At 70.2% G+C, this 24723-nt stretch carries 19 protein-coding genes and 2 tRNA genes; 13 read left to right on the plus strand and 8 right to left on the minus strand.

What is annotated here, in order from left to right:
- Window positions 1–2966: 2966 nt before the first annotated feature.
- The 6 genes from rsmG to rpmH all read right to left on the minus strand — a co-directional run bounded on the left by rsmG (window position 2967) and on the right by rpmH (window position 6550).
- Window positions 2967–3638, minus strand: coding sequence for a 16S rRNA (guanine(527)-N(7))-methyltransferase RsmG (gene rsmG, locus ACLQ3K_RS25970; protein WP_426002244.1), 672 nt, complete (start codon window positions 3636–3638; stop codon window positions 2967–2969).
- A gap of 163 nt (window positions 3639–3801) precedes the next feature.
- The gene (locus tag ACLQ3K_RS25975; RefSeq protein ID WP_224644764.1) at window positions 3802–4365 is read right to left on the minus strand and encodes a protein jag; all 564 of its coding nucleotides are present in this window, start codon (window positions 4363–4365) and stop codon (window positions 3802–3804) included.
- Window positions 4366–4411: 46 nt separating this feature from the next.
- Window positions 4412–5551 carry a membrane protein insertase YidC gene (yidC, locus tag ACLQ3K_RS25980; protein ID WP_426002234.1) on the minus strand — a complete coding sequence of 380 codons (1140 nt, stop codon included), beginning with the start codon at window positions 5549–5551 and terminating at the stop codon, window positions 4412–4414.
- Between the two features lie 107 nt (window positions 5552–5658).
- On the minus strand, window positions 5659–5919 hold the full coding sequence (gene yidD, locus ACLQ3K_RS25985; protein WP_224644766.1) for a membrane protein insertion efficiency factor YidD: 261 nt from the start codon (window positions 5917–5919) through the stop codon (window positions 5659–5661).
- On the minus strand, window positions 5916–6296 hold the full coding sequence (rnpA, locus tag ACLQ3K_RS25990) for a ribonuclease P protein component (protein WP_426002245.1): 381 nt from the start codon (window positions 6294–6296) through the stop codon (window positions 5916–5918). The genes yidD and rnpA overlap by 4 nt, the downstream gene beginning before the upstream one ends.
- A 110-nt stretch (window positions 6297–6406) precedes the next feature.
- On the minus strand, window positions 6407–6550 hold the full coding sequence (gene rpmH / locus ACLQ3K_RS25995; protein WP_224644767.1) for a 50S ribosomal protein L34: 144 nt from the start codon (window positions 6548–6550) through the stop codon (window positions 6407–6409).
- Between the two features lie 643 nt (window positions 6551–7193).
- Here rpmH and dnaA point away from each other — a divergent pair.
- Window positions 7194–8687, plus strand: a complete 1494-nt coding sequence (gene dnaA, locus ACLQ3K_RS26000; protein ID WP_426002235.1) for a chromosomal replication initiator protein DnaA — start codon at window positions 7194–7196, stop codon at window positions 8685–8687.
- A gap of 62 nt (window positions 8688–8749) precedes the next feature.
- Here the strand turns inward: dnaA and ACLQ3K_RS26005 are convergent, their stop codons facing one another.
- The gene (locus tag ACLQ3K_RS26005; protein ID WP_426002236.1) at window positions 8750–9622 is read right to left on the minus strand and encodes a hypothetical protein; all 873 of its coding nucleotides are present in this window, start codon (window positions 9620–9622) and stop codon (window positions 8750–8752) included.
- Between the two features lie 456 nt (window positions 9623–10078).
- Between ACLQ3K_RS26005 and dnaN the strand changes: the two genes are divergently transcribed.
- The 7 genes from dnaN (at window position 10079) to ACLQ3K_RS26040 (ending at window position 18348) form a co-directional block, all read left to right on the plus strand.
- Entirely contained in the window at window positions 10079–11242 is a 1164-nt protein-coding gene (gene dnaN / locus ACLQ3K_RS26010; protein ID WP_224644770.1) for a DNA polymerase III subunit beta, read from the plus strand.
- A gap of 37 nt (window positions 11243–11279) precedes the next feature.
- A complete protein-coding gene (gene gnd, locus ACLQ3K_RS26015) occupies window positions 11280–12164 on the plus strand; it encodes a phosphogluconate dehydrogenase (NAD(+)-dependent, decarboxylating) (RefSeq protein ID WP_224644771.1) in 885 nt (294 codons plus the stop codon).
- 18 nt (window positions 12165–12182) lie between these two features.
- Window positions 12183–13385 (plus strand): DNA replication/repair protein RecF, encoded by a 1203-nt coding sequence (recF, locus tag ACLQ3K_RS26020; protein ID WP_426002237.1) that lies wholly within the window; start codon window positions 12183–12185, stop codon window positions 13383–13385.
- Between the two features lie 90 nt (window positions 13386–13475).
- Complete coding sequence (locus tag ACLQ3K_RS26025) at window positions 13476–14795, plus strand: glycosyltransferase (protein ID WP_426002238.1); 1320 nt, start codon at window positions 13476–13478, stop codon at window positions 14793–14795.
- 1 nt (window position 14796) lies between these two features.
- Window positions 14797–16560 carry a DHA2 family efflux MFS transporter permease subunit gene (locus ACLQ3K_RS26030; protein ID WP_426002239.1) on the plus strand — a complete coding sequence of 588 codons (1764 nt, stop codon included), beginning with the start codon at window positions 14797–14799 and terminating at the stop codon, window positions 16558–16560.
- Between the two features lie 363 nt (window positions 16561–16923).
- Entirely contained in the window at window positions 16924–17736 is an 813-nt protein-coding gene (locus ACLQ3K_RS26035; protein ID WP_426002240.1) for a hypothetical protein, read from the plus strand.
- Between the two features lie 69 nt (window positions 17737–17805).
- The gene (locus ACLQ3K_RS26040) at window positions 17806–18348 is read left to right on the plus strand and encodes a DUF721 family protein (protein WP_224644776.1); all 543 of its coding nucleotides are present in this window, start codon (window positions 17806–17808) and stop codon (window positions 18346–18348) included.
- Here the strand turns inward: ACLQ3K_RS26040 and ACLQ3K_RS26045 are convergent.
- Entirely contained in the window at window positions 18345–18800 is a 456-nt protein-coding gene (locus ACLQ3K_RS26045; RefSeq protein WP_426002241.1) for a hypothetical protein, read from the minus strand. The two genes, ACLQ3K_RS26040 and ACLQ3K_RS26045, sit on opposite strands and share 4 nt — an antisense overlap.
- Window positions 18801–19075: 275 nt before the next feature.
- Here ACLQ3K_RS26045 and gyrB point away from each other — a divergent pair, with 275 nt between their 5' ends.
- From gyrB to ACLQ3K_RS26070, 5 genes are all read left to right on the plus strand, one after another.
- Entirely contained in the window at window positions 19076–21142 is a 2067-nt protein-coding gene (gyrB, locus tag ACLQ3K_RS26050; protein WP_374201259.1) for a DNA topoisomerase (ATP-hydrolyzing) subunit B, read from the plus strand.
- A 65-nt stretch (window positions 21143–21207) separates the two neighbouring features.
- The gene (gene gyrA / locus ACLQ3K_RS26055; RefSeq protein WP_426002242.1) at window positions 21208–23709 is read left to right on the plus strand and encodes a DNA gyrase subunit A; all 2502 of its coding nucleotides are present in this window, start codon (window positions 21208–21210) and stop codon (window positions 23707–23709) included.
- A 27-nt stretch (window positions 23710–23736) separates the two neighbouring features.
- The gene (locus ACLQ3K_RS26060) at window positions 23737–24453 is read left to right on the plus strand and encodes a DUF3566 domain-containing protein (protein WP_426002243.1); all 717 of its coding nucleotides are present in this window, start codon (window positions 23737–23739) and stop codon (window positions 24451–24453) included.
- Between the two features lie 53 nt (window positions 24454–24506).
- Window positions 24507–24583 (plus strand) — tRNA-Ile (locus ACLQ3K_RS26065).
- Between the two features lie 19 nt (window positions 24584–24602).
- Window positions 24603–24664: transfer RNA gene (locus ACLQ3K_RS26070), tRNA-Ala, on the plus strand.
- Window positions 24665–24723 lie beyond the last annotated feature (59 nt).

Here is a 24723-nt window from a genome sequence, read left to right on the forward strand (position 1 = left end):
AGCTACAGCCCACCACCGAAACACCGATCCTGCTGGCACATCGAGGTGGCAGATCCCATCCTCACAGTCAGCCCAGCCTCGGCCACGACGACCCGTTCCGTCCGCAACCCGTCGCCACGCGGAGGTTCCACGTGAAACCTCGTCACGCCGTCGGCGCACGTCCCTCCGCCGACGGTGCCGGCACGGCTGTGTCCGGCACCTCGGCGCCAGCGACGTCGTGCGCCGAATCCCGATACCCCCGCCGGGCGCGTCGACGCGGATTCTTGTCGCGGCGGCGGCGTCGTCGTCATATCCGGGGGAGCGGGCCGGCCGGTGCCGTCGCGGCGTGTACCGCCGCTCGGTCGTCCCGCCGCCTTCGGCTGACGGCGCGAGCGCCCAGCCGGTCCGCGGTGACGGGGTCTCGTACGTCACTTCGACGAAGACCGGCCCGCCGCGGTCGCCGCCGAGTCGAGACACGGTGTCGACGTTCCGCGTGAAACAGACGCCACGGCGACGTCAGGAACGGCACCGGCAAGAGCGGCGGCGTGCCCATCGTCGGCCACGTCGCGCTACCCCGCGGCGTCGATCGGCCCCGTGCCGCGGAGTCAACGCCGCGGACTGCGCGCTCCCGATCGTCCAGTCCCCGCGCCGGCATCGGTCTGTGCTTCGTGCCGTCGGCCATCGCCCGCGATCCGCAGGCCGCCGCGGCGTCGCGTCAGGAGCGCCCGGTGGCGTGTCCATGGCGCGCGCACGGCTCGAGGGCGCTCTCTTGGTCGGCAGGCTCGGTGCGCTTCGCGCCGGTGTCGCTCGGGACGGTCTTCACGCCGCCGTCGCACGTCCGTGTCAGCACCTCGCCGGCTACTTCTCGTTTTCGTGTCGCGCCGCCCGCCCGTCACTCCGTTCCTCACTGCGGCGCTCGCCGGGGCAGGCGATCCGCCCACACGAATGCTGCGCTCTACGGGCGCCCGTTCCGTGCTCGTCGCCTCGGCGGCGAGGCGACGCCGCGCCGTCGGGGGAGTTCCACGTGAAACGTCCCGCCCATCTGTTCAGGCACCGGAATCAGCGCGACCGTTCACGCGCCTACGCCACGCCGACCGGCAGCCTGTTCCACGTGAGCCGATGCGCCCGTCCATCCGTGCACCGGAGCCTGCTCGCACACGGCGCACCGTCGCCGTGTCCCGCTGTCCCGCGATGCGCCGGCCTTCCTCACCCACCCACGAAGCCGTCGGTTCGCGTGACACGTCGCACCGTCCTCCGTTCCCGCGAGTCCCCTCGTCGGCGTCCCATCCCGTTCCGCTTCGCGCCTTCCGCGGTACCCCACCCCGACGCCGTTCCACCGAACCATGTCTCCGCCCGTTCCACGTGAAACGCCGCCTCGTCCGCGCGAGTATCTGCGACGCTCCCACATGCACGACCGCATCGCGGCCACGTCTCCCGCGGGCCCGATGCCGACAGGTCTGCGGTTCCACGTGAAACGCGCCCTCGTCCGCGCGAGCCTCTGCGACGCTCACTCACACACGACCGGATGTCGGCCATGTCTCCTCGCGAGGATGCCGACGGGTCTGCCGTTCCACGTGAAACACAGCGAGTCGCGAATCGCTCCGCAGCGCGGGTACGCGGTGATCCGCGGCTGCGAGCTCTCCGGCCAATGCCGCGAGCGCGGCGCCGGTTCACATCGTTGGGACAAACCGTCGCCCGCCGACTTGTTGTGGGTCGTGCCGGTCCAGTCGATGCCCGCAGAGCCAGACCCAACGCCGACATCACCACCTGGGCCACACCGGCGCGCGGCCGACCAGGCGCCTACGCGACCCATCCGGACCGCCGCGTGAGCCCACCGACCGCGGCGCCGCGCTATCCCGCTTCCCACGTTCGGCCGCCCGCGCCGGTTGGGGGAGTAGCCCTTGGGGAACGGCGTGTGCATCCGGTTCGTCCGTCCTCGCCGTGGGCTCGGGGAGGAACGACCCCACGACGGGCCGTGCAAGTCTCACCCTGGACCGCCGTCGCAGCCGATTCCAGGGACTCTGTGGCTCGCCCCCGGTCGGCAGAGGAAGGAGCAGCCCTACCCGCCGCACGAGTCCGCCGCCGCGCCCAGGACCGCCCAGCGCTGCGCCGCGCCGTCCGCTGCACGCCGCCCGCACCCCGGTTCCGATCGCTCCCTACGCGGCGTGTCTTCCCCGAGTACCGCGGGCTCCGCCGTCGCCAAGGAAGCGGCGACTCACCGCGGGGGCAGGGCGGCCCGCCCCCACAGAGAGACGATCGGGCGAGCGGCTCCCGGCGGACGGCGCCGCACCGCGCTCCGCTTCGAGCCGCTCGGCGCACCAGCGCTTCTCCGCCGGACCGATGGGATGGGTCGAGATCGCTGTCCGGTCACTGTCCGGAGATCCCGTCTCGGCGCTGGACTCACGCGCCCGCTGCGCGGCCCCGACCCGGCCGGGCTCCCGGGACGTCCACTCCCGAACCGACCACGGGGCACCCGACGACTCGTCCGCAGGGTCCCGGGCGCCCGGCAGCCTCTCCGGTCGCACGCCGCCCGAGTGACTCGCCCTCGGCGAATGACAGCCGACGGTGCTCGGACGCGCCCTCATTCAACTCCGCCTGGGCCTCCGGATCGAGGCTCAGCTCGCCGACGAACGAGCCCGCTCGACGCTCCGTCAGACGGTCAGGTGATGGCCCGGCGGCGCGACCGGGCCGGCCGATCCCGAGCGGCCGCGGGCTCACCGTCGCGGTTCACGGGGAGCCGGCGCCGGCCCGCCCGCGGCGGGGACTCGCGCCGAGACCGGTGATCTCGGTGGCGGGGGAGTGGGGTTGAAAGGACGCAGATGCCATCGCGGCCGATCGTCCCACGGCGATTTTCTCGTACGATCGTGCCAAATAGGCCACCGAGGGACGCGCTGTGGGGCCGTCAGAATCCGGCTGGTGTCACGTGTCGAAACAACCCGTGGGTGGTCGGGTGCACGAAAACCGCGCCGTAAATGTCCGGTTTCGGGCTAGCGTCGAGCCTTGGCGCGCTTCTTCTTCACCGGCGCGCGACGGACGGCACGCACCACGGTGGTCGCGGGATCGACGATGCCGACGCCGCACAACACGACCTCCGGATCGCGCAGACCCGCCTTCGTCAGGATCGCGCCGTGCTCCTCGATCTCCTCCGCCGCCCGCGAGCCCTTGAGCGCGAGCAGCCGCCCGCCGTCGCGGAGCAGGGGAGCGGACCACGGGGCGAGCTTGGGGAAGCCGGAGACCGCGCGCGACGTCACCGCGTCCGCACCGCCGACCGCCTCGACGACGGAGCGCTCCTCGGCGCGACCTCGGACCACGCGGACGTTCGGCAGCCGCGGCCCGCAGAACTCCTCGAGGAACACGGCGCGGCGCAGCAGCGGCTCCACGAGGATCACCTCGACGTCCGGCCTGGCGATCGCCACCGGTACGCCGGGCAGGCCGGCGCCGCTCCCGATGTCGACGAGGGTCTCGCCGGCCTCGAGCAGCTCGCCGAGCACGGCGCAGTTGAGCACGTGCCGCTCCCAGAGCCGCGGAACCTCACGCGGGCCGATCAGCCCGCGGACGACGCCGTCGGTCGCGAGCACCCGGGCGTACTCCTCGGCGAGCTGGAGCCGATCGCCGAAGACCTCCCGCGCGACCGGGGGAGCGGGGGGCAGCGCGTCCACACTCGCCTCGTCGTCGGCGGGGTTCTCCGCCACCTCGTCGCGCCGTTCCACGTGAAACCTCTCCTGTAACAATCGCACACACCAGTTTCGGGCTATCCGTGCCCGGAAACGACGATGGGCCCCAGGCGCACGGCCCGGGACCCATCGTTCACCTACGTCCAGTCTAGGCGCTGGGCAGCACCACGACGCGACGGTTCGGCTCCGCGCCCTCGCTCTCCGAGCGGACACCGTCGACCTTGGCGACGGCGTCGTGGACGATCTTGCGCTCGAACGGCGTCATCGGCTTGAGCGACTCCTTCTCGCCGGACTCCGCGACCCGCTGCGCGATCTCGGTGCCGAGGCCGGAGAGGCGGGTGCGCCGGCCCGCGCGCCACCCGGCGACGTCGAGCATCAGGCGGCTGCGGTCACCGGTGGACTGCTGCACCGCGAGCCGGGTCAGCTCTTGGAGGGCATCGAGCACCTCGCCGCGCTGGCCGACCAGCTTCGCCAGGTCCTCGCCGCCGTCGATCGCGACGATGGCGCGGCCACCCTCCACGTCGAGGTCGATATCGCCGTCGAAGTCGAGGATATCGAGCAGCTGCTCGAGGTAGTCGGCGGCGATCTCGCCCTCCTCGACCAGTTCGTCGACCTCGTCCGCGGGGCTCTCGTCGGCGGGGCTCTCGGCCGGGACCTCGGCGATGGCCTCGGTCACGGTCTGCTCCTCCTCGACGGTCACGTCGTCAGGCATGGGTACTCCTTGGGAATTCGATCATCAGGGGTTCGTGGGGCCGCGCTCAGCGCTTGCGCTTCTTGTTCCGATTGCGCTGCTGCTGGTTGCGCTGCTGCTGCCGCGCATTGGCGGAGGGGTGCTGGGGCTTCGGCTTGGCTCCGGGGGTGGGCTTCGACGGTGCCGCCTCCTCCGCCGCGTCCTCGGCGTCGTCGGACACCGTCTCCGCGGCCTTGGTGAGGGACGTCGCCGTGCCGGCCTTCTTGGGCTTCGCACCGGGCTTCGGGGCGTTCTCGGCCCGCTTCTCCTGCGCCAGCCGCTTCTTCTCCTCGTCCTCCTTGTCGAGCTTGCCGAAGACGATGTGCTGCTGGCAGTACGTCCAGATGTTCTGGGTGACCCAGTAGATCAGGATGGCGACGGGCAGGAAGAAGCCACCGACCAGGACGCCGATGGGGAAGACCCACAGCATGAGGCGGTTCATGATGGCCGTCTGCGGGTTGTCCAGCGAGGCGACGGGCTGGCGGGCGATCGACGCGCGCGAGTTGAAGTGGGTGGCGAGGGCCGCGACGATCATCAGCGGCACCGAGAGCGCGATGATCCACCACTTCTGGAAGTTCGGCTCGATGTACGCGAGGTCCGGGCCCACGGGCATGAAGGCCTGGAACTGCGCGACGGGCTCCTGGACGTACGAGGACAGCGGCACGCCGAAGAGGCGCGCATCGAGGAAGCTCTCCACGTCGGTCGCGGAGAAGAAGTAGTTCGCCGTGTGCCGGGTCTCGTAGGCGTTCATGTCCGGCGAGCCGAACATCTGCGCGGTACCGCCACTCATCCGGTTGAACGAGCGCAGCACGTGGAACAGGCCGATGAACACCGGCACCTGCAGCAGCGCGGGGAGGCAGCCGAGCAGCGGGTTGAAGCCGTGCTCCTTCTGGAGCTTCTGCATCTCCAGGGCCAGCTTCTGCCGGTCCTTGCCGTACTTCTTCCGCAGCGCCTGCATCTGCGGCTGGAACTCCTGCATCTGCCTGGTCGTCTTGATCTGCCGGACGAAGGGCTTGTACAGGATGGCGCGCAGGGTGAGCACCAGGAAGATCACGGAGAGGGCCCACGTGATCCCGCTATCGGGGCCGAGGCCGGGCACGATGGAGAAGACCTTGTGCCAGACCCACATGATGCCCGACACCGGGTAGTACACGTAGTCCAAGGACATCGGATTGAAACTTGACACGGGGCTGTGCTCCTTGCCGATCTATTTCGAACAGGTTCGTGGGCGCGGTGATTCGCGCATCGGGGGGTGGAAGCCGCTGGCGGCGGCGGCTATTCCGGGACGGGGTCCCAACCGCCGCGGTGCCACGGCCCGCACTTGAGCAGGCGAATGGTACTGAGGTACACGCCCTTGACGGCGCCGTGCGCCGAAAGCGCCTCCACCGCATACTCGCTGCAGGTGGGAGTGAATCGGCACGTCGGCGGCCGCACGGGGGAGATCCATGTCCGGTACAGCTGCACCAGAGAGATCAATGCCCGCCGGGGCACCGCACGCAGCGTGCTCCCGGCGCTCGTCCGTGGGGCCGCGGTCACAGCGCACCCAGCTTCGTCAGGCCCGAACGCAGTTGTGCGGTCAGCTCGTTCGCGTCGTCGTCCGCCGCAGCATGCAGCGCGCGGATCACGACGAGGGCCCCGTCGTCCAGCTCGCCGGCCACGGAGGCGGCGGCGGCGCGCAGCCGGCGCGCGACGGAATGTCGAATCACCGCGTTGCCCACGGCTTTCGAGACGACCAGGCCCACACGCGGCGCCGGCGTGACCGGATCGTCCGCGGACACGACGAGGCCCGGTCCCCCCTCGGAAGCGGGGACCGGGCTCGTCTTCGTCGATGTCGCCACGTGCACCACGATGGAGCGGCGGCCCACACGCCTACCGCCTTTGACCGCCGCGGCGAAGTCGCGCGACGAACTCATGCGGTAGCGGGCGGGTAGCACGTCAGTGGTCTGCCTTCTCCATCGCCTTTGCAGCAGCGCCACCGCGACCGGACGGACCGGTACGCGGTGGCGCTACGCGAGAGGGGAAATCAGGCCGTCAGCTTCGCGCGGCCCTTGGTCCGACGCGAAGCGACGATCGCGCGCCCGGCACGGGTGCGCATACGGAGACGGAAGCCGTGCACCCGCGCGCGGCGACGGTTGTTCGGCTGGAACGTCCGCTTGCCCTTGGCCACGGTGACACTCCTTGTTCAATGGGCGGCGCTCATGCGCCGCCGTTCGGTGGACGGAAATCTTCGGCGGCACGTGAAGCTCGACTTGAGGTCGAACTCGCCCGAGGAATCGGTGTGCGCACAGACCGGTCAAGACTACTTATCCCCACTGACAAGGTCAAACCGAGGCACGCGGGACGGCGTGACGAGCCTCACAATCCGTCTGCGGCGACACGCCGAGCGCCTCCGACATCCCACCGCATCCTGCGGGAATGTGCGTTGTGTTGAGGACCGCGCTCCACTCTGTTAACTTTGCCGAATGCGATTGCTGAGCACGGCCGCGGCACCCCGTGGACCCCGAGCACGGCAGCTTCGGGCCGAAGGGCACCGGGCGTGTAGCGGGCTCGGTGCTGCACCGTAATCCGGTTCGACCGGAGCACTGACCCGCAGTTCTACGACCTCGTCGTTCCCAGCCGAAGCCAACGGCTGACAACACCTGTACCCGCAGTCCTCCACACCTGTGGATGAACCTGTGGAGTACAGTTCATCCGCAGGTCGGGCGGGGTGCTGTTATGCACAGCCCGACATGGAACGTGTGAACGTGCGAACGAGAACGCCGGTCGGAAGCCGGAGACCGAAGGCTTTCAAACCCGGTGTGGAGGACCTGATGACCGTCGATCCGCTGATCGAGACGTGGACCGCCGTGGTCGACGAACTCTGCGGAGACAACACCGACCGCACCCTCACCAAGCAGGAGAAGGCCTGGCTCAAGCTGGTCCAGCCGCTGACCCTGACCGAGGGCTTCGCGCTCGTGGCGGTGCCCTCCCAGCTCATGAAGGACGCGATCGAGCGCAGCCTCCGCGAGCCGCTCGTGGCGGCGCTCTCGACCCGGCTGGGGCAGGACGTGGAGCTCGGCGTGCGCATCTCGCCCGACGCCACGCCGCCGGCCGCGCCGCCCGCCCCCGTCGCAGTCGCGGTGGACGAGGGCCCCTCCGGCCCGAGTACGGCGGACCTCACCGTTCCCGTCAGTGAGATCGCGGCGGGGGCGCCCGGCGCACCGTCACCGTCGGTCCACCTGCCCCCGCCGATGACCGGCCCGGCGACCAACGGCACGGCCATGACCGGATCGTCCGGCTCGAGCCTGAACCAGAAGTACACCTTCGAGACCTTCGTCATCGGCGCCTCGAACCGGTTCGCGCACGCCGCCGCCTTCGCCGTCGCCGAGGCACCCGCCCGTGCGTACAACCCCCTCTTCATCTGGGGCGAGTCCGGGCTGGGCAAGACCCACCTGCTGCACGCCGCCGGCCACTACGCCCGCCGCCTGTTCCCCGGGATGCGCGTGAAGTACGTGTCCACGGAGGAGTTCACGAACGACTTCATCAACTCGCTCAAGGACGACCGACAGGTCCAGTTCAAGCAGCGGTACCGCGACGTGGACATCCTGCTGGTCGACGACATCCAGTTCCTCGAGGGGAAGCTGGGTATCCAGGAGGAGTTCTTCCACACCTTCAACACGCTGCACAACGCGAACAAGCAGATCGTGGTCTCCTCCGACCGCCCGCCGAAACAGCTGGCGACACTGGAGGACCGGCTGCGCACGCGGTTCGAGTGGGGCCTGATCACCGACGTCCAGCCGCCCGAGCTGGAGATCCGCATGGCGATCCTGCTCAAGAAGGCGCAGATGGAGCGGATCCACGTGCCGCCGGACGTGCTGGAGCTCATCGCGACCCGCATCGATCGGAACATCCGCGAGCTCGAGGGCGCGCTGATCCGCGTCACGGCGTTCGCCTCGCTGACCCAGACCGACGTGACGTACGAGCTCGCCGAGATGGTGCTCCGCGACCTGGTGCCCGACACCACGACCATCGAGATCTCCTCCGGCACCATCCTTTCCGTGGTGGCGGAGTACTTCGAGATCTCGGTCGCGGACCTCAAGGGCATCGAGCGAGCGCGGGCCGTGACGCACGCGCGGCAGATCGCCATGTACCTGTGCCGCGAGCTGACCGAGCTTTCGCTGCCGAAGATCGGGCAGATCTTCGACCGCGACCACACCACGGTCATGTACGCCGAACGGAAGATCCGCAAGGAGATGCCCGAGCGGCGCCGGGTCTACGACCAGGTGCAGGAACTCACCACGCGCATCAAACGCCGCAGCCAGTAGTCGCACGCGACCGCGGGCCGGCGCCCGTCGGCGCCCGACCCGCGATCACATCAGTGGCGCGCCTACGAACGACCCGCCGTGCAGATCAGCGGTCCGCCCGAGCCGTCGGTACTGCTCTCCTCGGAGACGACCTTGCCGTTGCGGGTGATCGAGCAGCCGACGTCGCCGGTGTAACCGAGGACCGTCACCGTGACCAGCGGCGCGTCCGAGGTGAACGCCTTCGACCACGGGAGCGGCTGCGTACCGAAGAGACCCGTATCCGGCACGCCCACCGTGACGAGCTGCGCCGAGCCGCTGCCCGTGACCTCCACCCGCCACTGACGGGCGTCCGGCCCCGTGCTCGAGCCGCCGCCGAAGATGGGCGGGATCGAGATGCCCGACGGGACGCCACTGGGCAGCGTGATGCCGCCGGGCTTGGTGCTCGTGGTGGTCGTGGTCGGGGGAGCGGTCGTCGTCTCGGACGAGGCCGTCGTGTTCGACGGGCCGCCGCTGGTCGCCACGAGCGCGACGATCACCGCGAGAACGAGCGCGAAGGCCACCGCAGCCGCGGCGATCCACAGCAGCTTCCGGTTGCCGCCCGAGCCGTCACCGTCGCCGCCCGAACCACCGCCCGGGCCGCCGGGGCCCGGGGGAGGACCCTGCGGCGGCTGCGCGCCGTACTGGCCGTACTGATCCCCGTACGCGCCCGGCGCGTAGCCGAGCTGATAGCCACCGTCGTACTGCTGCGTGGGCGGCTCCTGCGGCCCCGGCCCGGCGGGCCCCACGGGGTCTCCGACGGGTGCCTGCGGGCCCTGTGGTGCGCCCGGATCTACCGGTCCGTCGCCGGGGCGCTCGTATTCGCGTGTCGGTTTCGGCACATTCTGCGCGGCGGGGCCGACGGGGTAGTTCTGGCCGCCGGGGTGCTCTCCCGGGCGCTGCGGATCCGGATATCCCATGGTCACACCGTACGCGCCGGGCGGCGGCCGGAGAACTGTGAGTTACTCACCAGTACTGCACACAGCCTGTGGATAGATCCCCGAAATCCCAGGAGTGACCTGGGGAGAGTTCATCCACAGGTTTCCACAGGCGGCGTTCCTCACCAATCACACGGATGTAGTTCCACAATCGCTGCGGCGCGTCGTCAACACCCCGACACGCCACCCGCGCTGCGCGGACGGCGAGTTTCCACATCCTCCACAGGCCTTATGACGATGACATATTTCTTCCCTAGATACTTCTTCTGAAAAGAGGCGCAGTGAAGGTCCGGCGGACTCCGCCGGCCCGAACCGGTAGTTCGCGCCAGCGGCCACCTGAACGCCACCGGATCACTCCGGCTCCTATAGCATCGAAGACCTCACGGTCGTGCCCGCCACGCCGTCCCCGAACGACCCCCACCGAAAGGCCCCGTCGGCATGAAGTTTCGCGTCCCGCACGAGGAGTTCGCCGAATCCGTCGCGTGGGTGGCGCGCAGCCTGCCCTCGCGCCCACCGGTGCCGGTGCTCGGCGGCGTCCTGCTCACCGCGGGTGACGACGGCCTGACCGTGTCGGGATTCGACTACGAGGTCTCCGCGCAGGTGCGCGTCGGTGCCGAGGTCGCCGACGAGGGCCAGGCCCTCGTCTCCGGCCGCCTGCTCGCGGACATCACGAAGGCGCTGCCGAACAAGCCCGTCGACGTGCAGCTCGACACCACCCGCGTCGCGATCACCTGCGGTAGCGCGAAGTTCTCGCTGCCGACGATGCCCGTCGAGGACTACCCGCAGCTGCCCGAGCTGCCGCAGCAGACCGGCGCCATCGAGCGCGGCACCTTCGCCGAGGCGATCGCGCAGGTCGCGATCGCCGCCGGCAAGGACGACACGCTGCCGATGCTCACCGGCATCCGGGTCGAGATCGAGGGCGAGCGCGTCGTGCTCGCGGCCACCGACCGGTTCCGGCTCGCGGTCCGCGAGTTCGACTGGCAGCCCGCCTCGTCCGACGTCAAGGCCGCGGTCCTGGTGCCGGCGAAGACCCTCTCCGAGGCCGCGAAGACCTTCGCCGTCGACCCGGAGGTCGGCATCGCGCTGGGCGCCGGCTCGGCCGTGGGCGCCGACGGCCTGCTCGGCGTGGTCGGCGCGGACCGTCGCACCACCACCCGGCTGCTGGACGCGGACTTCCCGAAGTTCCGGCAGCTGCTGCCCGCGTCGCACACCGCCCTCGCCACGATGGAGATCGCTCCGCTGCTCGAGGCCATCAAGCGCGTGGCCCTCGTCGCCGACCGCGGCGCGCAGGTCCGGATGGAGTTCGCCGACGGCTCGCTGCGACTCTCGGCCGGCGGCGACGACGCCGGCAAGGCCGAGGAGGAACTGCCCGCCGACTTCCAGGGCGAGGCGCTCACCATCGCCTTCAACCCGGGCTACCTGCTGGACGGCCTGGCCGCGATCCACACCGAGTCGGTGACCTTCGGCTTCACCACGCCCAGTCGGCCTGCGGTGCTGCGCCCCGCGGAGGAGAATGGCTACCAGCCGGACGACTCCGGCGCGTTCCCCGCGCCCCAGAGCCCGTACACGTACCTGCTCATGCCGGTGCGCCTGCCCGGCTGATCGAACCGTCGTCTCCGCACGGAAGGGTGCCGCGAACATGCAGTTGGGTCTGATCGGTCTGGGCAAGATGGGCGCGAACATGCGCCAGCGCATCCGCAACGCCGGCCACGAGGTGATCGGCTACGACCCTCGCCCGGAGGTCACTGACGTGCCCTCGCTGGAGGCGCTCGCGGAGTCCCTCGCCGCGCCCCGCACCCTCTGGGTGATGGTGCCCGCCGGCGATATCACCCGCGAGACGGTGCGCAAGCTGGCCGACATCCTCGAGCCCGGCGACCTGGTGATCGACGGCGGCAACTCCCGCTACACCGACGACCAGGTCAACGCGGAACTGCTCTCCACCAAGGGGATCGGCTACCTCGACTGCGGCGTCTCCGGCGGCGTCTGGGGGCTGGAGAACGGCTACGGCCTGATGGTCGGCGGCTCGCAGGCCGACGTCGAGCGCGCCCTGCCGATCTTCGACGCGCTGCGGCCGGAGGGCGTGCGCGAGGACGGCTTCGCGCACAGCGGCCCCGTCGGCGCGGGCCACTACGCCAAGATGATCCACAACGGCATCGAGTACGGCCTGATGCAGGCCTACGGCGAGGGCTACGACCTGCTCGAGGCGGAGCCGCTCATCGAGAACGTCGCCGGCACGCTCCGGGCCTGGAGCAAGGGCACCGTCGTGCGGTCCTGGCTGCTCGACCTGTTGGTCAAGGCCCTCGAGGAGGACCCGGGCCTGCAGGAGATCACCGGCTACACCGAGGATTCCGGCGAGGGCCGGTGGACCGTCGAGGAGGCCATCCGCCACTCGGTGCCCGCGCCCGTCATCGCCGCCGCCCTGTTCGCGCGATTCCAGTCGCGGCAGGACGATTCGGACACCATGAAGGCGGTGTCCGCACTGCGCAACCAGTTCGGCGGGCACGCCGTGCGGCGCGCGGACTGACCGGGGCCGACTGCTCCTTTGTACGTCCGCCGGCTCACCCTGCACGACTTCCGGTCCTGGGACGACGTCACCGTCGACCTGGAGCCGGGCGTCAGCGTCTTCGTGGGCCGCAACGGCTTCGGTAAGACCAACCTTGTCGAGGCCCTGAACTACCTCGCGACGCTGGGCTCGCACCGCGTCGCCACGGACCAGCCGCTCATCCGCGTCGGTGCGGAGAGCGCGTCCGTCGCGGCGACGGTGCACAACGCGGGTCGCGAGCTCACCGCGGAGATCGACATCGTCGCCGGCCGGGCCAACAAGGCGCGGATCAACACTGCGCCCTGCCGCCGGCCCCGCGAGCTGCTGGGGATCCTGCAGTCCGTGCTCTTCGCGCCGGAGGACCTGGCCCTGGTGCGCGGCGAGCCCGGCGGCCGCCGCCGCTTCCTCGACGATCTCGCGATCCTCCGCACGCCCCGCATCGCCGCGGAGAAGGCCGACTACGAGCGGGTTCTCAAGCAGCGCAACGCCCTCCTTAAGACGGCGTACGCGGCGGCCCGGCGCGGCGGCCCCGACGCCGACTCCATGCTGTCGACGCTCGACGTCTGGGACGCGCAGCTGGCCCGGTTCGGCGCCGAGGTGCTCGCGGCCCGGCTGGAGGTGGTGGCGTCGCTGGCCCCGCACCTCACCGTGGCGTACGCCTCGCTGGCGCCGCACTCGCGGGCCGCCACCGTCGCGTACACGAGCTCGCTGTTCGAGGACTTCGACGGTGACCCCGCCGCCGCGTCCGTGGCCGAGCTGGAGCGGCTGCTGCTCGACGGCCTCGCCGCGGCCCGGCAGCGCGAGATCGAGCGCGGCGTGTGCCTCGTCGGACCGCACCGCGACGACCTCGACCTACGGCTCGGGAACGAGCCGGCCAAGGGCTTCGCCTCCCACGGCGAGTCCTGGTCGTACGCGCTGGCGCTGCGGCTCGCCTCGCTGGAGCTGCTGCGCGCCGGCGGTTCCGAGCCGGTGCTCCTGCTCGACGACGTCTTCGCCGAGCTCGACGCGAAGCGGCGCACCGCTCTGGCCGAGGTGGCCGCCGACACGGAACAGGTGATCGTCACCGCCGCGGTCCCGGAGGACCTGCCGCCCGCGCTGCGGGCCGCGACCTTCCAGGTCACCGTCGACGGGCCCGCCGATGCGCGCGTCTCCCGGCTGGCCGAGGCGGAATCCGGTGCTCCGGGGCCGTCTTCTGCGGTGTAGACCCCTGCCGCGTACAGTTCCACTGTTCGGCACAAATGGGAATGATTATTGATAACGGCGTGTCAGTGACGTCGTCGGAAGGGGTGAGCGGTGCGCATCGCGATCGCATGCATGGGCTCGCGCGGCGACATCAGCCCGCTCCTGGCGGTGGCCCGCGTCCTCGCCGACCGCGGCGACGACGTCCGGGTCGGCTGCACGGTCGAATCCCAGGCGTACGTGGTCTCGCACGGCTTCGAGCCGCACATCCTGACGACGTTGAACCTCAAGGAGTTCCTGCAGTCGCCGCAGGGCCAGGAGAAGTTCTTCGGCGCGAGCACGACGACGCAGCTGCGCGAGGTCGGCAAGCTCGCGGACTCGCACGCGGACGAGTTCGACGAGCGCCTCGCCGAGCTCTGCGGGGACGTGGACTGCGTCATCAGCACCAGGATCATCGAAGAGCGCGCCGCGCTGGTCACGCACCGCGAGGGTGTGCCGCTCGTCATGGTGGAGTACTTCCCCGGTGACGTGCACAGCACGGTCCCCAATCCGCTGCTGGGCCCGCGCCTGCAGGACGTGACCGCGCGGATCCCGCTGCTCCTGCCGCTGACCTACCGGGTCTTCAATCTGGGCTGGGCCCTGAGCATCTTCAGCAAGACCGTCGAGCTGGCGAAGCGGGTCGAGTACCCGCGGCGCATCATCGATCCGCGCTCGGTGCTCGCGGGCCGCGACATCCTGCGCGTCGAGGCCTTCGGCCGGGCGCTGGTGCCCCCGCGGTCGCGCGAGGACGCGCGGCACCCCCGCATCGGGTTCATCCGCATCGAGGGCCGGCCGGCGGATCGCACCGAGCGCGACGCGATGATCGAGGCCTGGCTCGCGCAGGACGACCGCCCCGTCGTCTACGTGGGATTCGGCAGCATGCCCGTCGTCGACTTCGACGGCGTCGTCGGCGGCCTCGCGGAGATCCTGGCGGAGGACGGCCTGCGCGTGCTGGCCGTGCCGGGCTGGTCGGCGCGGACCCGCGACGAGGTGGTGAACACCCCCGACCTGCTGATCGTGCCCGACGTGGACCACGACACCGTCTTCCCGCGCTGCGCCGCGCTCGTGCACCACGGCGGGGCCGGCACGACGGCCATCGCGGCGGCGTCGGGCCGGCCGTCGCTGGTCTGCAGCCAGGCCTTCGACCAGCACTTCTGGGGCCGCCGCATCGAGGCCGTCGAGGCCGGTGCGATCCTGCCGCGCCGCCGGATGACCGCCAGGACCATCGCCGAGGGCGTCCTGCGCCTGGTGCGCGACGAGTGCATCGTCGACGGTGCCCGTCGCACCGGCACGGCCGCCGCCGCGGACCTGGGCGGGCGGGACGAGTTCCTGGCCGCCTTCGACGCCTTCCTGGCCGAGGTCGACGGTGCCCGCGCCGCGGCCGCCGATCGCTGACATGACCGTCTCCGCCGGCGGACGGTCCGGCGCGACGCGCTGGATCTCGCTCGGCACCCTGTGCATCGCCGTGCTGATGACCGGCATGGACAACAGCATCGTCACCATCGCCCTCCCCACCCTGAGCGAGGAGTTCGGCGGCGGCATGAGCGCGCTGCAGTGGATCGTCGACTCGTACACGCTGGTCTTCGCGGGGCTGCTGCTCGCGACGGGCTACCTCGGCGACCGCCTCGGCCGGCGGAAGGTGCTCATCGCCGGCCTGCTGTGCTTCGTCGCGATCTCGGTCCTGGCGACGCGGTCCACGTCCCTGGCGGAGCTCATCACGGCCCGGGCCGCGCTCGGCGCCGCCGCGGCACTGATCTTCCCCGCCACCCTGGCGATCATCTCGGACCTGTTCCCGGAGAAGGAGGAACGGACCAAGGCCATCGCCGTGTGGTCCGCCGCGGCCGGCGCGTCGATCGCGATCGGCCCCGTGGTCGGCGGCTACCTCGTCGAGCACTTCGCCTGGTCGTCGGTGTTCTGGATCAACGTGCCCATCTCGATCGTCGCGATCGTGGGTTGCCTCGCGCTCGTCCCCGAGTCCTTCGGCTCGGAGCGGCCGTCCTTCGACCTCCTCGGTGTGCTGCTGTCGATCTCGGGGATCACGCTGCTCGTGTGGGCCCTGATCGAGGCGCCGAACTTCGGCTGGGGCAGCGCGCCCGTCGTCGGGGCGCTGATCGGCGCCGCGGTGTTCCTCGTGTCGTTCGTGTTCTACGAGCGACGGCACCGCAATCCGGTGCTCGACGTGACGCTGTTCCGCTCGCGCGGCTTCGCGATGGGCTCCTTCGCGATCTGCGCCGGCTTCTTCTGCCTCCTCGGCTTCGTGTTCATCACGATCATGTACTTCCAGGCGGTGCTGGGCTACGGGCCGCTGGAGACCGCGGTGCGGGTGATCCCGTTCGCGCTCGCGGCCGTCGCGGTCACGCCGCTCGCGGCGCTGGCGAACACCGAGCGGCGGATGCGGTTCACGATCTCGCTGGGGCTCGCGATCATGGCCGTCGGCTTCGTGCTGACCTCACGACTCACCGAATCCCCCGACTATCTCACGCAGATCCTGCCCGCGATGTCGGTGATCGCCGTCGGATTGGGGCTGCTGCAGGGGCCCGCGACCACCTCGGTGATGACGTCCGTGCCGTCGGGCGAGGCCGGCGCCGGCTCCGCGGTCAACGACACCACCCGCGAGGTGGGCGGCGCGCTGGGCGTCGCCATCCTGGGATCGGTGGTCGCGCACCTGTACTCCGCGAAGGTGGCGGAGGACGTCGCGCGGCTGCCCCTGACGCCGGACGCCCGGGCCGAGGCCGAGTCGTCGGTGATCGGCGGCATCCGCGCGGTCGGCGCGGCGGCGCCCGAGCTGCAACCCGTGCTCGGGCACACCGTGCAGCAGGCCTTCGTCTCCGCCATGCAGTCGGCGAACCTCGTCGCCGCCGGGGTGGGCGTGGTGGCGTGCATCGTGGTCGCCGCCTTCCTGCGCACCCGGCCGCCGTCACGGCACCGTCGGACCGCGGAGGGTGAGCGGGTCAGCGTGCAGGAGCTCGTCGCCCGGGCCGGCGAAGCCGTGACGGCACCGATCATGCTGCCTTCCGCGAACCTCCCGCGAGGAGTCCCGCCAGTCCGCACAGCCACGCCGTCGGGTAACCGACCGCGAGCGACAGCGGGATCACCGGCCGTCCGTACTCCCGCAGCACCAGGGGCACGAGGACCGGGAGCACCGCCGCGGCGAGGGTGACCCATCCCCAGCGGCGCGCGGTCCCGCTGCCGCGGCGGACCAGGCGCAGGTTGGCCCACCAACACAGCAGGCCGAGCGCGCCGACGACGTACAGGTAGCCGTAGAGCGGCGCGGCCTCGCCGTACTTGCCGACGGGGTCGTACAGCGCGTGGAGGTGTCGGTCCAGCCCACCGAGTGCGAGGTGGTCGGCGAGCGCGTAGCCGAGGCCCGCGGCGGTGGCGAGCGCGCCGAGCCCGTAGGCGACGACGGTGCGGCGGGTTCCGGGCGACGGTGTCGCGGCCCCGCGGTCGAGTGTCTGCTGCGTCATGTCCCTCTCCTTTGGTACTCCGTGTACCAAGTTGGTACACCGAGTACCATAGGTCCGTGAGCGACAGTTTGGAACCCCGAGTACCAAAATCGGGGACAACCCCGAGGCGACAGCGGCTCGCCCTGGACGAGACGCGGCGCCGGGTCCTGGAGAGCGCGGTGGACCGCGTGTTGATCGACGGGCTCGGGACCGGCCTCGAACACGTGCGGCTGGAGGACGCGGTCCGCGACGCCGACGTCTCACGCACCGCCGCGTATCGGTGCTGGCCGCACCGGGAGGACTTCCTCGCCGACGTCCTCGCCGCCCTCGCCGAACAGGCCCTGCCGATCGTCTCGACCCGCGGGGCGCGGGCCACGACCGTCGTTCGCGGTGCCGTCGGGGACGACCCGCGGGTCCTGCGGACGGTGGAGGACCGTCGCGCGGCGCTCCTGCGCGGCGTGACCGCCTCGGCCGACGACGACCTGCTCGCCGACCGCGAGGAGGACCGGCGCTGGCGGCTGTACCTGACTCTGGCACTGGTCGTTCCGTCGCTGCCGGCCGGGCCGCAGCGGGCCCGCGTGGTGGCGGCGGTCGATCGAGCGGAGGAGGCCGTGCTGGCCCGGCTCGAGGAGAACTACCGCCGGCTGTTCGAGCTCTTCGGGTTCACGAGCGTCATCGGGTACCGGGAGCTCGCGACCGTCGGGCTCGCGCTGATGCGCGGGTACGTCGTGGGCGGCCACACGGGCGCCGGGCCCGGCCGCCCCGGACGGGGGTACGCCCTTCTCGCCGACGGGGCGGCGACACCGTCGGACCGGGAGGAGTGGGACGAGGAGCGCGGCCGGCGCGTGCTCGACCGACTCGCCGGGACCGACGTCTTCGACGGGGCCTGATCGTCACCGGGAAACGTGTCGGTGCGGGTGAGTAGCCTGGTGATCACAGGCTCCGGCGAGGGAGGTGTCATGGCTGAGCAGAACAGTGACGGGCCGCTGCACGGCTCCGATATCGCGCGGCGCGCCCTCGAGGAGGCTCGCGCGGCGGCGAAGGCGGCGGGCAAGTCCGTGGGCCAGGGCCGCTCCGAGCCGATGACCGGCGGGGTGCGGCGGCTGCGCCGCGGCTCCAAGCGATGGAGCGGGCCCTCGCCCGACAACCGGGATCCGCAGCCCTTCGGCGCCCTCGTCGGCGGCATCGCCAAGGCCCGGGGCTGGGACAAGAAGGTCAACGAGGGGACCGTGCTCGGCTGCTGGGAGACCGTGGTCGGCGCCGACGTCGCCGCGCACGCCCGGGCCGTCAGTCTGCGGGAGAAGGTGCTTTACGTGAGCGCCGAGTCCACCGCCTGGGCCACGCAGTTGCGGCTCATGCAGTCCCAACTGCTGGCGAAGATCAACGCGGCCGTCGGGCAGGGCGTGGTCACCTCGCTGAACATCACCGGGCCCAGCGCACCCAGCTGGCGCAAGGGGCCGCTGCACGTGTCGGGCCGCGGACCGCGCGACACCTACGGCTAGGCGGAGGGCGGTTCCGGGAGGAACTGCGCGAGGTCGATGCCGCGGTCGGCGGCGAGGGCCTGCAGCTTCGAGGCGTCGTCGACTTGGATGCAGACGCACGCGTGCGGGCCGTCCTCGTCCCGGCGCAGGACGTAGTAGGCGGTGCTGTCGGTGAGCAGCGCTCCGTCGGCGTCGAGGAAGAGCCAGCGGACGTGGACCAGCGTGATCGCGCCGGTGAGCGGGGTCGCGGACAGCAGTTCGTGGCCCACGGAGGCGAGTCCCAGTGCGCGGTACAGGGGGTAGGAATGCTCCAGGCCGCGGGCCATCGCGGCCCGGTCCTCGAGGACTCCGGAGAAGCGGTCGTCGACGATCATTCCGGGCTCGGCCCACAGGCTCGCGGCGGCCGTCGCGTCGAATCGCGTGAGCGTCTCGGCGTAGCGGTCGAGGTAGTCATCGATCTCGGCGTGATCCATGCCTCCGACTCTACGATCGATTGCCGGTTCACGCCCCAGCGTGGCCGTGTGCGCGTCGGATCGCATTTCGGAGTGAGCGGACCGAAACGAGGTTGATCGCGTCTGCGACGCGATGAGGGCGTGGCAAACGCATTCATCGTCGTGAAGAGGAGTAGACTAGAAGGGCAAGAGTGCCTCGTCTCCTCGGGGTGCTGTCCGATCGCCATCGTGGCGGCTGCGGCCCGTGGAAGTTCACGGCCGTTCGCCCGGTGGTTTCGACGAAGGAGCGCCAACACATCGTGGCGGCTGACAACAACGCGGACAAGCCCAAGGGCTCGTACGGCGCGGAATCCATCAAGCAGCTCGAGGGCCTGGAGGCGGTGCGCAAGCGCCCCGGCATGTACATCGGCACCACCGGACCCCGCGGCCTGCACCACATGATCTGGGAGGTCGTCGACAACTCCGTCGACGAGGCCATGGCAGGCCACGCGACCCGAGTCGACGTGACGCTCCGCGCCGACGGTGGCGTCGAGGTGGTCGACGACGGCCGCGGCATCCCCGTCGCGATGCACGCCAAGGGCGTCCCGACCGTGCAGCTGGTACTCACCTCACTGCACGCGGGCGGCAAGTTCGACTCCGATGCGTACGCCGTCTCCGGCGGCCTGCACGGCGTCGGTATCTCCGTGGTCAACGCGCTGTCCAGCCGGGTCGAGGTCGAGATCGACGTCGACGGATACCACTGGCAGAACAACTTCCACTGGGACGAGAAGAAGCGCGACTCCGTCGCCGAGGACCTGATCAAGGGCGAGCCCACCACGCGGACGGGTACGACGGTGCGGTTCTGGGCCGACCCGAAGGTCTTCACGGAGACGACGCACTACGACTTCGAGACGGTCTCGCGCCGCCTGCAGGAGATGGCCTTCCTCAACAAGGGCCTCACGATCACCCTCACCGACGAGCGTCCCGTCGCCGTCGAGGTGCCAGACGAGGACATCTCCGAAGAGGCCCCGTCGGCGCACGAGGAGGTCGTCGCCGCGGCGCTCGCCGAGGTCGCGCCGAAGAAGCGCGAGCGCATCTTCCACTACCCGGACGGCCTCGTCGACTACGTCAAGCACATCAACGCGCGCACGTCGAAGTCCCCGATCCACAGCTCGATCATCTCCTTCGAGGGCAAGGAGAAGGGCCACGAGATCGAGATCGCGATGCAGTGGAACTCCGGCTACTCCGAGTCGGTGCACACCTTCGCCAACACCATCAACACGCACGAGGGCGGCACCCATGAGGAGGGCTTCCGCACCGCGCTGACCGGCGTCGTCAAGGCCTACGCCAAGGACAAGAAGCTGGTCAAGGAGAAGGACGGCGAGCTCTCGGGCGACGACATCCGCGAGGGGCTCGCGGCCGTCATCTCGGTGAAGGTCGCCGAGCCCCAGTTCGAGGGCCAGACCAAGACCAAGCTGGGCAACTCCGAGGTCAAGGGCTTCGTGCAGAAGGTCTGCCGCGAGCAGCTGCAGTTCTGGTTCGACTCGAACCCCGCCGACGCGAAGACGATCGTGCAGAAGGCCGCCGCCTCGGCGCAGGCCCGACTCGCGGCCCGCAAGGCGCGGGAGCTGGTGCGCCGCAAGAGCGCCACCGACATCGGCGGTCTCCCCGGCAAGCTGGCCGATTGCCGCAGCAACGACCCCGACAAGTGCGAGGTCTACATCGTGGAGGGCGACTCCGCCGGCGGCTCCGCCAAGAGCGGCCGCGACTCGATGTACCAGGCGATCCTGCCCATCCGCGGCAAGATCATCAACGTCGAGAAGGCGCGGATCGACCGGGTGCTCAAGAACACCGAGGTCCAGTCGATCATCACGGCCTTCGGCACCGGCATCCACGACGAGTTCGACATCGCCAAGCTGCGCTACAAGAAGATCGTCCTGATGGCCGACGCCGACGTCGACGGCCAGCACATCGCGACGCTGCTGCTGACGCTGCTGTTCCGGTTCATGCGGCCCCTGGTGGAGCACGGACACGTCTACCTCGCGCAGCCGCCGCTCTACAAGCTCAAGTGGCAGAAGGGCGCCGAGCCGCAGTTCGCCTACAGCGACAACGAGCGCGACGTCCTGCTGGCCGACGGCCTGCAGAACGGCAAGAAGATCAACAAGGACGACGGCATCCAGCGCTACAAGGGCCTCGGCGAGATGAACGCCAAGGAGCTGTGGGAGACCACGATGGACCCGGCCGTGCGCGTGCTCAAGCAGGTCACGCTCGACGATGCCGCCGCCGCCGACGAGCTGTTCTCGATCCTCATGGGCGAGGACGTGGTGGCCCGCCGCTCGTTCATCGCGCGCAACGCCAAGGACGTGCGGTTCCTCGACGTGTGATCGCCGGCGCGCCCGCATGCCGGGCGCGCCGCGCACCGTCGAACCGATGAACTCGAAGGACTGAAATGACTGACACCACTCCGCCCGCCGAGACCGGCGGCCACGACCGGATCGAACCGGTCGACATCCAGCAGGAGATGCAGCGCAGCTACATCGACTACGCCATGAGCGTGATCGTGGGCCGCGCCCTCCCCGAGGTGCGCGACGGCATGAAGCCGGTGCAGCGCCGCATCCTCTACGCGGCCTACGACGCCGGCTACCGGCCCGACCGCGGCTACGTGAAGTCCGCCAAGCCCGTCGCCGAGACGATGGGCAACTATCACCCGCACGGCGATTCGTCGATCTACGACGCCCTCGTGCGCCTCGCCCAGCCCTGGTCGATGCGGTACCCGATGATCGACGGGCAGGGCAACTTCGGCTCGCCGGGCAACGATCCCGCGGCCGCCATGCGTTACACCGAGGCGCGACTCACGCCGCTGGCGATGGAGATGCTGCGCGACATCGACGAGGAGACAGTCGATTTCACGCCGAACTACGACGGCAAGACGCAGGAGCCGACCGTCCTCCCGTCGCGCGTGCCGAACCTGCTGATGAACGGCTCCGGCGGCATCGCCGTCGGTATGGCGACCAACATCCCGCCGCACAACCTGCGCGAGCTCGCGGACGCGATCTTCTGGTGCCTGGACAACTTCGAGGCCGACTCCGAGGCCACCCTCGAGGCGTGCATGGACCGGATCAAGGGCCCGGACTTCCCGACGCACGGCCTCATCGTGGGCAGCCAGGGCATCAAGGACGCCTACTCCACCGGCCGCGGCTCGATCCGCATGCGCGGCGTCGTCGCCGTGGAGGAGGACTCCAAGGGCGCAACGGAACTCGTCATCACCGAGCTGCCCTACCAGGTGAACCCCGACAACCTCGTGCTGTCGATCGCCGAGCAGGTGCGCGACGGCAAGATCGCCGGCATCAGCAAGATCGAGGACCAGTCCTCGGATCGCGTCGGCATGCGGATCGTGGTGCGGCTCAAGCGCGACGCCGTCGCCAAGGTCGTGCTGAACAACCTCTACAAGCACAGCCAGCTGCAGACCAGCTTCGGCGCGAACATGCTGTCCATCGTCGACGGCGTGCCGCGCACGCTGCGCCTGGACCAGATGATCCGCTACTACGTGACGCACCAGTTGGACGTCATCGTGCGGCGCACCCGGTTCCGGCTGCGCAAGGCCGAGGAGCGGGCCCACATCCTGCGCGGCCTGGTCAAGGCGCTCGACGCCCTCGACGAGGTCATCGCCCTCATCCGGCGGTCCGAGACCACCGAGATCGCGCGCGCCGGCCTGATCGAGCTCCTCGACGTCGACGAGCTGCAGGCCAACGCGATCCTCGACATGCAGCTGCGCCGCCTGGCGGCCCTCGAGCGGCAGAAGATCATCGACCAGTTGGCCGAGATCGAGCTCGAGATCGCCGACCTCAAGGACATCCTCGAGAAGCCGGAGCGCCAGCGGGCCATCGTCCGCGACGAGCTCGGCGAGATCGTCGAGAAGTTCGGCGACGACCGTCGGACGAAGATCATCGCCGCCGACGGCGACGTGACCGACGAGGACCTCATCGCCCGCGAGGACGTGGTCGTCACGATCACCGAGACCGGGTACGCCAAGCGCACCAAGACGGACCTGTACCGCAGCCAGAAGCGCGGCGGCAAGGGCGTCAAGGGCGCCGACCTCAAGCAGGACGACATCGTGGCGCACTTCTTCGTGTGCTCCACCCACGACTGGATCCTGTTCTTCACCACGAAGGGCCGCGTGTACCGCGCGAAGGCCTACGAGCTGCCCGAGCAGAGCCGCACCGCCCGCGGCCAGCACGTTGCCAACCTCCTGGCCTTCCAGCCGGAGGAGCGCATCGCCCAGGTCATCCAGATCAAGGCCTACGACGACGCGCCCTACCTGATCCTGGCCACCAAGAACGGCCTGGTGAAGAAGTCCAAGCTCGAGGACTTCGACTCGAACCGCAGCGGCGGCATCGTCGCCATCAACCTGCGCGACGAGGACGAGCTGGTGGGCGCGGTGCTGGCCTCCGAGTCGGAGGACCTGCTGCTGGTGAGCAAGAAGGCCCAGTCGATCCGCTTCAAGGCGACCGACGAGGTGCTCCGCCCCATGGGCCGGGCAACCTCCGGTGTGCAGGGGATGCGGTTCAACGACGACGATCAGCTGCTGGCGCTCAACGTGGTTCGCGAGGACACGTACCTGCTCGTCGCCACGTCGGGCGGTTACGCCAAGCGGACGTCGATCGCTGACTACACTCCTCAGGGGCGTGGCGGCAAGGGCGTGCTGACGATCCAGTTCGACCCGAAGCGCGGCGAACTGGTGGGTGCGCTCATCGTCGACGACGAGACCGAGCTGTACGCCATCACGTCCGGCGGCGGAGTGATCCGCACGGCGGCGCGGCAGGTCCGCAAGGCGGGCCGGCAGACCAAGGGCGTCCGGCTGATGAACCTGGCCGAAGGCACTAGTCTTTTGGCCATCGCCCGCAACGCCGACGAGAGCGACGAACCCGAGCAGGCGGACGGCGAGGCATAAGCCGCCGCGGAGCACGAAGGAGCGCATGTGAGTACCCCTGGAACCGGATCCGGCCAGCCGCCGGAGTCCGGACCGGAGGCGGGCCGGCAGCCCGTCCGGATCCCGCGACGTGACACCGATGTCGGCCGCGTGATCGATGCGCCCACCGAGGGCGTGGAGCGCGACGAGTTGCCGAAGAACCTGCCCGACCTGGACAAGATCCATCAGGTCGCGCCGGCGGCGGCGCCGACGGTGCCGGTCCCCGCGCAGCCGGCCGCCGAGGCACCCGCGGCAGCGGCTGCCGCGACCGAGCCGGCCGCGCCGGCGGGGGAGACGGCATCGTCGAACCTGCACACCGTGGGCGGCGCTCCCGCCCGGGCCGCGGGCGTGAAGACGCAGGCCGCGAGCGGACCCGTGCGGGCGGGCATGCAGCTGCGCAGCATCGACCCGTGGACCACGTTCAAGCTCAGCGGCGTGGTCTCCGTGGTGCTGTTCTTCGTGTGGATGATCGCCGTCGGCGTGCTGTACATCGTGCTCAGCGGCATGGGTGTCTGGAGCAAGATCAACGACAGCTTCCAGACGCTCACCAACGAGCAGGCGGGTGTCAGCCTGCTGACGGCGGGCAACGTGTTCACCTACGCGGGCCTCGCCGGCCTCGCCAACGTGATCCTGCTGACCGCGCTCGCCACCGTCGGCGCGTTCATCTACAACCTCTGCGCCGACCTCGTGGGCGGCGTCGAGGTGACCCTCTCCGATAGGGATTGACCAGCAGTTTTGTAGAACCCGAGGTGCGCTGGTAATGTTCCACCTCGGTTCACGGGCCTATAGCTCAGGCGGTTAGAGCGCTTCGCTGATAACGAAGAGGTCGGAGGTTCAAGTCCTCCTAGGCCCACCACACCCCGTCCCGGGGCCTTAGCTCAGTTGGTAGAGCGCCGCCTTTGCAAGGCGGATGTCAGGAGTTCGAATCTTATCTCCAGCTGACAGGCTTGGTAAGGGGTTGACCAGCAGGGATGCTGTGGTGGACATGTCCGTCAC

The organism is Tsukamurella sp. DT100 (assembly GCF_049844855.1).
Taxonomy (GTDB): Bacteria; Actinomycetota; Actinomycetes; order Mycobacteriales; family Mycobacteriaceae; genus Tsukamurella.

Excerpts from the sequence above, each read along its gene's own strand:
- dnaA (WP_426002235.1), top strand. The coding sequence starts at position 7,194 with ATGACCGTCGATCCGCTGATCGAGACGTGGACCGCCGTGGTCGACGAA.
- dnaN (WP_224644770.1), top strand. The coding sequence starts at position 10,079 with ATGAAGTTTCGCGTCCCGCACGAGGAGTTCGCCGAATCCGTCGCGTGG.
- rnpA (WP_426002245.1), bottom strand. The coding sequence starts at position 6,296 with ATGAGTTCGTCGCGCGACTTCGCCGCGGCGGTCAAAGGCGGTAGGCGT.
- yidC (WP_426002234.1), bottom strand. The coding sequence starts at position 5,551 with ATGTCCTTGGACTACGTGTACTACCCGGTGTCGGGCATCATGTGGGTC.
- ACLQ3K_RS26005 (WP_426002236.1), bottom strand. The coding sequence starts at position 9,622 with ATGGGATATCCGGATCCGCAGCGCCCGGGAGAGCACCCCGGCGGCCAG.
- ACLQ3K_RS26045 (WP_426002241.1), bottom strand. The coding sequence starts at position 18,800 with ATGGATCACGCCGAGATCGATGACTACCTCGACCGCTACGCCGAGACG.
- ACLQ3K_RS26040 (WP_224644776.1), top strand. The coding sequence starts at position 17,806 with ATGGCTGAGCAGAACAGTGACGGGCCGCTGCACGGCTCCGATATCGCG.
- gnd (WP_224644771.1), top strand. The coding sequence starts at position 11,280 with ATGCAGTTGGGTCTGATCGGTCTGGGCAAGATGGGCGCGAACATGCGC.
- gyrA (WP_426002242.1), top strand. The coding sequence starts at position 21,208 with ATGACTGACACCACTCCGCCCGCCGAGACCGGCGGCCACGACCGGATC.
- ACLQ3K_RS25975 (WP_224644764.1), bottom strand. The coding sequence starts at position 4,365 with ATGCCTGACGACGTGACCGTCGAGGAGGAGCAGACCGTGACCGAGGCC.
- ACLQ3K_RS26030 (WP_426002239.1), top strand. The coding sequence starts at position 14,797 with ATGACCGTCTCCGCCGGCGGACGGTCCGGCGCGACGCGCTGGATCTCG.